Origin of the sequence: uncultured Pelagibacterium sp. (assembly GCF_963972885.1) — a bacterium.
In the GTDB taxonomy this organism is placed as follows: Bacteria; Pseudomonadota; Alphaproteobacteria; order Rhizobiales; family Devosiaceae; genus Pelagibacterium; species Pelagibacterium nitratireducens.
The window spans coordinates 1-4,601 of the sequence record NZ_CAXAXY010000144.1; the positions used below are offsets into that span (position 1 = coordinate 1).

Sequence of the window (4,601 nt, forward strand, 5' to 3'; positions counted from 1 at the left end):
GCACCTCCGCCACAATTTGGGCGAACCATTCATTTGCAGTTCAGCAAACTGACGGTAATAGTCGGGGCATGAAAAACGCTCTCCTGTCCCGACTCACATCGCTGGCCCTGGCTTTGAGCCTTTCTTTGCCGCTGGGCGCGATGCCAGCCGTGGCGCAGGAAGGATGCTGGGACAATTCGGCCATCCAGTCCGCCCTCGCTGAAGGGCGCATACAGCCGGTGGCTGCAGTGCTCTCGCGCGAGGGGATCGATCCTTCGACCGAAGTGCTCAGCGTCAAGGTCTGTGAGCAGGGCGGAGCGCTGGTCTATGTGCTTGCGGTGCTGGAAACCTCGGGCCAGGCGCGCAATCTGACGTTGAATGCACAATAGAGCGTGTCCGGACAAAGTGGATTCCATTTTATCGGTTCGGACGCGCGATGAAATAAAAATCTAGGCCACACGCGGGCGGGGCGGGACCATGCGAATTCTTGTTGTTGAAGACGACGAAAACCTCAACAGGCAGATTTGTGAAGCGCTGACCGACGCGGGCTATGTCTGCGACAGCGCCACGGACGGCGAGGAAGGACACTTCCTGGGCGATACCGAACCCTATGATGCCGTGGTGCTCGATATCGGGCTGCCGCGTATGGACGGGATTTCGGTGCTCGAAGCCTGGCGCCGCGAAAACCGCATGATGCCGGTGCTGCTGCTGACGGCGCGGGACCGCTGGAGCGACAAGGTGCAGGGCATCGACGCCGGCGCCGACGATTATGTGGCCAAGCCCTTTCATATGGAAGAAGTGCTGGCGCGGCTGCGCGCACTGGTGCGCCGGGCGGCGGGCCATGCGTCCAACGAGATCATAGCGGGAAATGTTCGGCTCGACACCAAGGCGGGCCGGGTGACTGTGGACGGGCAGGCGATAAAGCTGACCAGCCACGAGTTCCGGCTTTTGTCCTACCTCATGATGCACAAGGGCAAGGTGATCTCGCGCACCGAGTTGACCGAGCATCTTTACGATCAGGATTTTGATCGGGATTCCAATACGATCGAAGTGTTTGTTGGCAGGCTGCGCAAGAAGCTGCCCGAAGAACTGATCCAGACCATTCGCGGGCTCGGCTATCAGATCCTGGCGGATTGAGCCGTGTTCAGCTTTCTGCGAAACCCGAAACTGGCTCAATTTTCCTTGTGGTCGCAGGTCCGGACGGAAAACCGGTTCCCACTTTTCCTGGACCTGCTCTAGTGACTCGTGGCTCCATCGCTTTCCGGCTCTTCTGGCTTTCGGCGGGCTGGCTGATCGTTGCGCTCGTCGCGACCGCGTTTCTTTTGACCGAGCTTTACTCGCAGGCCCTCGACAGGGATCTGACCGAAAGCCTCGATTTACAGATTTCATCGCTGGTCGGGCAGACTCTCGAACTCGATTCGGCGGCGTCCGGGGAGATCGGTCTGGCCGATGCGCGATTTTCGCGCCCCACCTCCGGCTGGTACTGGCAGATCCGCAACGAGGCGGGCGCGCTGGTCAATTTTTCTCCCTCGATGGTTGGAACGGTGCTGCCCGATCTCGAGGGTACCTTTAATGCTTCGGGAACCCGTTCGGGCATGATCGCCGACGACTATGGCGACCAGACATTGCGGGCCGTTGAGCGCTGGGTGACGTTGGACGATCTGGGGCGCTATGTCATCACGGTGACCGGCAATTACACCGATGTGGAAGGCCGCGCCGCCGCGTTTCGGGGGCAGGCGATCATCGTTTTGGCGTTTGTGGCCCTGATCCTGGCTGCCATGAGCGGCATGATCGCGCGCTTTGCGCTGCGGCCGATCGAGCGGCTGCGTGAGGCCATCGAGGCGGTGCGCGAAGGCGACAGGCCCAGCGTCGAGGGCAGCTTCCCTCAGGAAATCGCGCCTCTCGCCGACGAGGTCAACGAACTGCTGCGGTCCAACACCCAGATTGTCGAACGCTCGCGCGCCCAGGTGGGCAACCTCGCCCACGGCCTGAAAACCCCGCTGGCCGTGTTGCGCAACGAGGCCGATGGGGGCAAGACAGCGCTCGCCACGACGGTGCTGCACGAAACCGACAATATGAGCCGCATCGTTTCGACCTATCTCGACAAGGCGCGGCTGGCGGCGCGTTCGAGCGTGGTCGGCAAGCGGGCCGATACCCGTGCGGTACTCGAGCGGCTGGGGCGCGTGATGGGCAAGCTCAACAAGCAATGCGACATGGCCATCGACCTGCCGTCCGATGTGCCCTGGTTCCGGGGTGATGAGAGCGATCTTGAGGAGATGGCCGGCAATCTTTTGGATAATGGCTGCAAATGGGCGCGCTCGGAAGTTCGCCTTTCGGCGCGCGAGGCCAGCAATTCAGGGAACCGGAGCGTCGAGATCGTCGTTGAAGATAACGGACCGGGTCTGACCGCGGCCGAAGCCGGGCAGGTGTTGCGGCGCGGGGTCAGGCTGGACGAAAAAACGCCGGGGAGCGGACTGGGACTCGATATCGTCAAGGAACTCGTCGATATCTACGGAGGCGATCTGACACTGACACGCTCGGATCTGGGTGGCCTTCGGGCAACACTTCGGCTTCCTGCTGCGCGACAGGCACGGCAACAGACTTGAACCGGCGGCGACAAACCGCAATTTGGCCGTATTGGCTGAGATAGACATTAAAAGGCTTATTGGCCGTTACGAAAGGTATTGCGCAATGAAGATGTTGAGGGCGATTGCACTTGTTTCGCTGGCTCTGGTGGTCGCCGGTTGTACCCGTACGGCCAATTTCCAGACGAACCAGCCCATGATGCCGCAGCCCACTGTCATGACCGATCCGCTGCCCGAGCAGCCCACGGTGAACACACCTTCCGATTCGACGCCGATTCAGCAGGCGCGTCTGGAGCCGGGCAGCTATGAATATATCGATTCCTCGATCCTCGGTCAGTTGACGCCGGCCCAGCGCTCGGCCGCCAATGATGCCCAGTTCTACGCCCTCCAGTTCGGGCGCCCCGGTGCTCCGCGCACCTGGTCTTCGGGCGGCGCGACCGGTCAGGTTTCGGTGGGTCCCTATGTGCGGGTCAACAATCTCGACTGCCGCGAATTTTCGCACCGCGTGACCCTGGGCGGGCAGACCTACACCCGTTCGGGACAGGCCTGCCGCGAGGTCGACGGAGCCTGGGGTGTAACTGCGTAGACATTTGCCCCAGCGCAAAAATGATTGACGGGTGTCGCCGCTGGCGGCACCCTTTTTTTAACACCTTGAAAGGTTTTTTTACCCCATTGCGGATACGTTCGGCCTTCGGTCCCTCACGCAGCGCACCGGTTACAGGATTTCATGGCTCTCCCCGATACATTTCCCGGCGTAAAGAACCAGCCGCACGGCGCAGGCGGCGCCAAGCGCCGGATCGACGCAGGCAAGGACGCATTTTTGGAAGCGCTGGAGGGAATTCTTGTGGATCCGCCCGTTCCGCATGCGTTTGCCGGTGCCATCGAGCGCGAGACGGCGGGCAAGATATGGACATGGATGGCGCGCGACATCGCCGATGACGAAGCCGCGCGGCTGGCCGATGCCATTGATTCGGGTGCTGACGCGGTCGAGGCCTTCGACCTGCTGCTGCCCGAGATACTCGAAAAACTCAAAGCCAACGCCGTCGCCGAAAAGGACGATCGCGAACTCGAGCGCCGCAATTCGATCCAGATGGGGGGCGAAGAGGCGCGCCAGCGCCTCGCAGCCGTCATCATGGCCATGCGCCGCCGTCCCCTGCTGGCGCAGGCTGGCAAATTCGGCATCGCTGTCGGCTCGATGTCCGATGAAGCGGCCATGGCCACGGCGCTGCAATCGATCTCGATCACCAATCCTTTGACCCGGGCGCTCTGGATGCAGGTCATGGTCGGTCACATGGCCAACCCCAGCCGCGCCATGGCCGCCGCGGTGGCGATCGCGGGCGGCAATGGCGAAACGCGGATCACCAACGCCGGCTATGGCGCATTGGTCGAGGCCGTGCTCAGCCATGCCCAGAGCCAGATCGGCAAGCTGGCCAGCCAGCCCAACCTGTTTTCCGACGTCGACTTTTCGTGCAAGGCGATCGACCGGTTTCACAGGCTGATGCGGGCCATCAACTACAATCTCGAAATCGAGCGGCGGTCCGTGTGGGGCACGATCATGACCGATCTGACGGCGCGGCTGTCCGAACGACTCGAACGCCCGATGAAAGAAATCACGCTCAATGTCACTCAGGCGCTGCGGCGGCCCCGGGATGGCAATGATCGGGTCGACGCCGATGACGTGCTGGCCGCGCTCAACGGGCTTTATCTGCTCATGACCGTGAGGAAATGCCGCGACTCCCTGGCCGTCAATGCGCTGCTCGATCAGGCCTGGGCCGATACGGGGCAGACCGTTGAGGTGCTGGTGACCCGCGCGCTCGACATGTATCGCGGAGCACCCGCCGATCCGGTGGCGCGCGAGCGGCTGGACGCCGGGATCAAGATGGCCGAGATCCGCTTCAATCCCGAATATGCCGATATCTTGCGCCGGGCCCGCGACGGGGCCGAGCGCCGGACCGCTCAAGGCTAGGGCGTGTCCAGCAAACCATGTCCTCGACGCGATCGGGGATGGAAACGGTTTTGCGGTTCGCAACACGCGAC

Annotated in this window: 5 protein-coding genes; all 5 read left to right on the forward strand. The window is 62.1% G+C overall.

Going from position 1 to position 4,601, the window contains the following annotated elements; genetic code table 11:
• The first annotated feature begins 68 nt into the window (after positions 1-68).
• The 5 genes from AACZ55_RS15460 (at position 69) to AACZ55_RS15480 (ending at position 4,530) form a co-directional block, all read left to right on the forward strand.
• Positions 69-368 carry a hypothetical protein gene (locus AACZ55_RS15460; RefSeq protein ID WP_339647533.1) on the forward strand — a complete coding sequence of 100 codons (300 nt, stop codon included), beginning with the start codon at positions 69-71 and terminating at the stop codon, positions 366-368.
• An 88-nt stretch (positions 369-456) separates the two neighbouring features.
• Complete coding sequence (locus AACZ55_RS15465; protein ID WP_339647534.1) at positions 457-1,116, forward strand: response regulator transcription factor; 660 nt, start codon at positions 457-459, stop codon at positions 1,114-1,116.
• Positions 1,117-1,217: 101 nt separating this feature from the next.
• On the forward strand, positions 1,218-2,585 hold the full coding sequence (locus tag AACZ55_RS15470) for a HAMP domain-containing sensor histidine kinase (RefSeq protein WP_339647536.1): 1,368 nt from the start codon (positions 1,218-1,220) through the stop codon (positions 2,583-2,585).
• Positions 2,586-2,670: 85 nt separating this feature from the next.
• Entirely contained in the window at positions 2,671-3,150 is a 480-nt protein-coding gene (locus AACZ55_RS15475; protein ID WP_338607356.1) for a hypothetical protein, read from the forward strand.
• 141 nt (positions 3,151-3,291) lie between these two features.
• Positions 3,292-4,530 (forward strand): hypothetical protein, encoded by a 1,239-nt coding sequence (locus AACZ55_RS15480; RefSeq protein WP_339647537.1) that lies wholly within the window; start codon positions 3,292-3,294, stop codon positions 4,528-4,530.
• The last annotated feature ends 71 nt before the right edge of the window (positions 4,531-4,601 follow it).

Bases quoted from the DNA above. Each gene is read 5' to 3' on its own strand.
- AACZ55_RS15460 (WP_339647533.1), top strand. From the start codon at position 69: ATGAAAAACGCTCTCCTGTCCCGACTCACATCGCTGGCCCTGGCTTTG.
- AACZ55_RS15465 (WP_339647534.1), top strand. From the start codon at position 457: ATGCGAATTCTTGTTGTTGAAGACGACGAAAACCTCAACAGGCAGATT.
- AACZ55_RS15475 (WP_338607356.1), top strand. From the start codon at position 2,671: ATGAAGATGTTGAGGGCGATTGCACTTGTTTCGCTGGCTCTGGTGGTC.
- AACZ55_RS15480 (WP_339647537.1), top strand. From the start codon at position 3,292: ATGGCTCTCCCCGATACATTTCCCGGCGTAAAGAACCAGCCGCACGGC.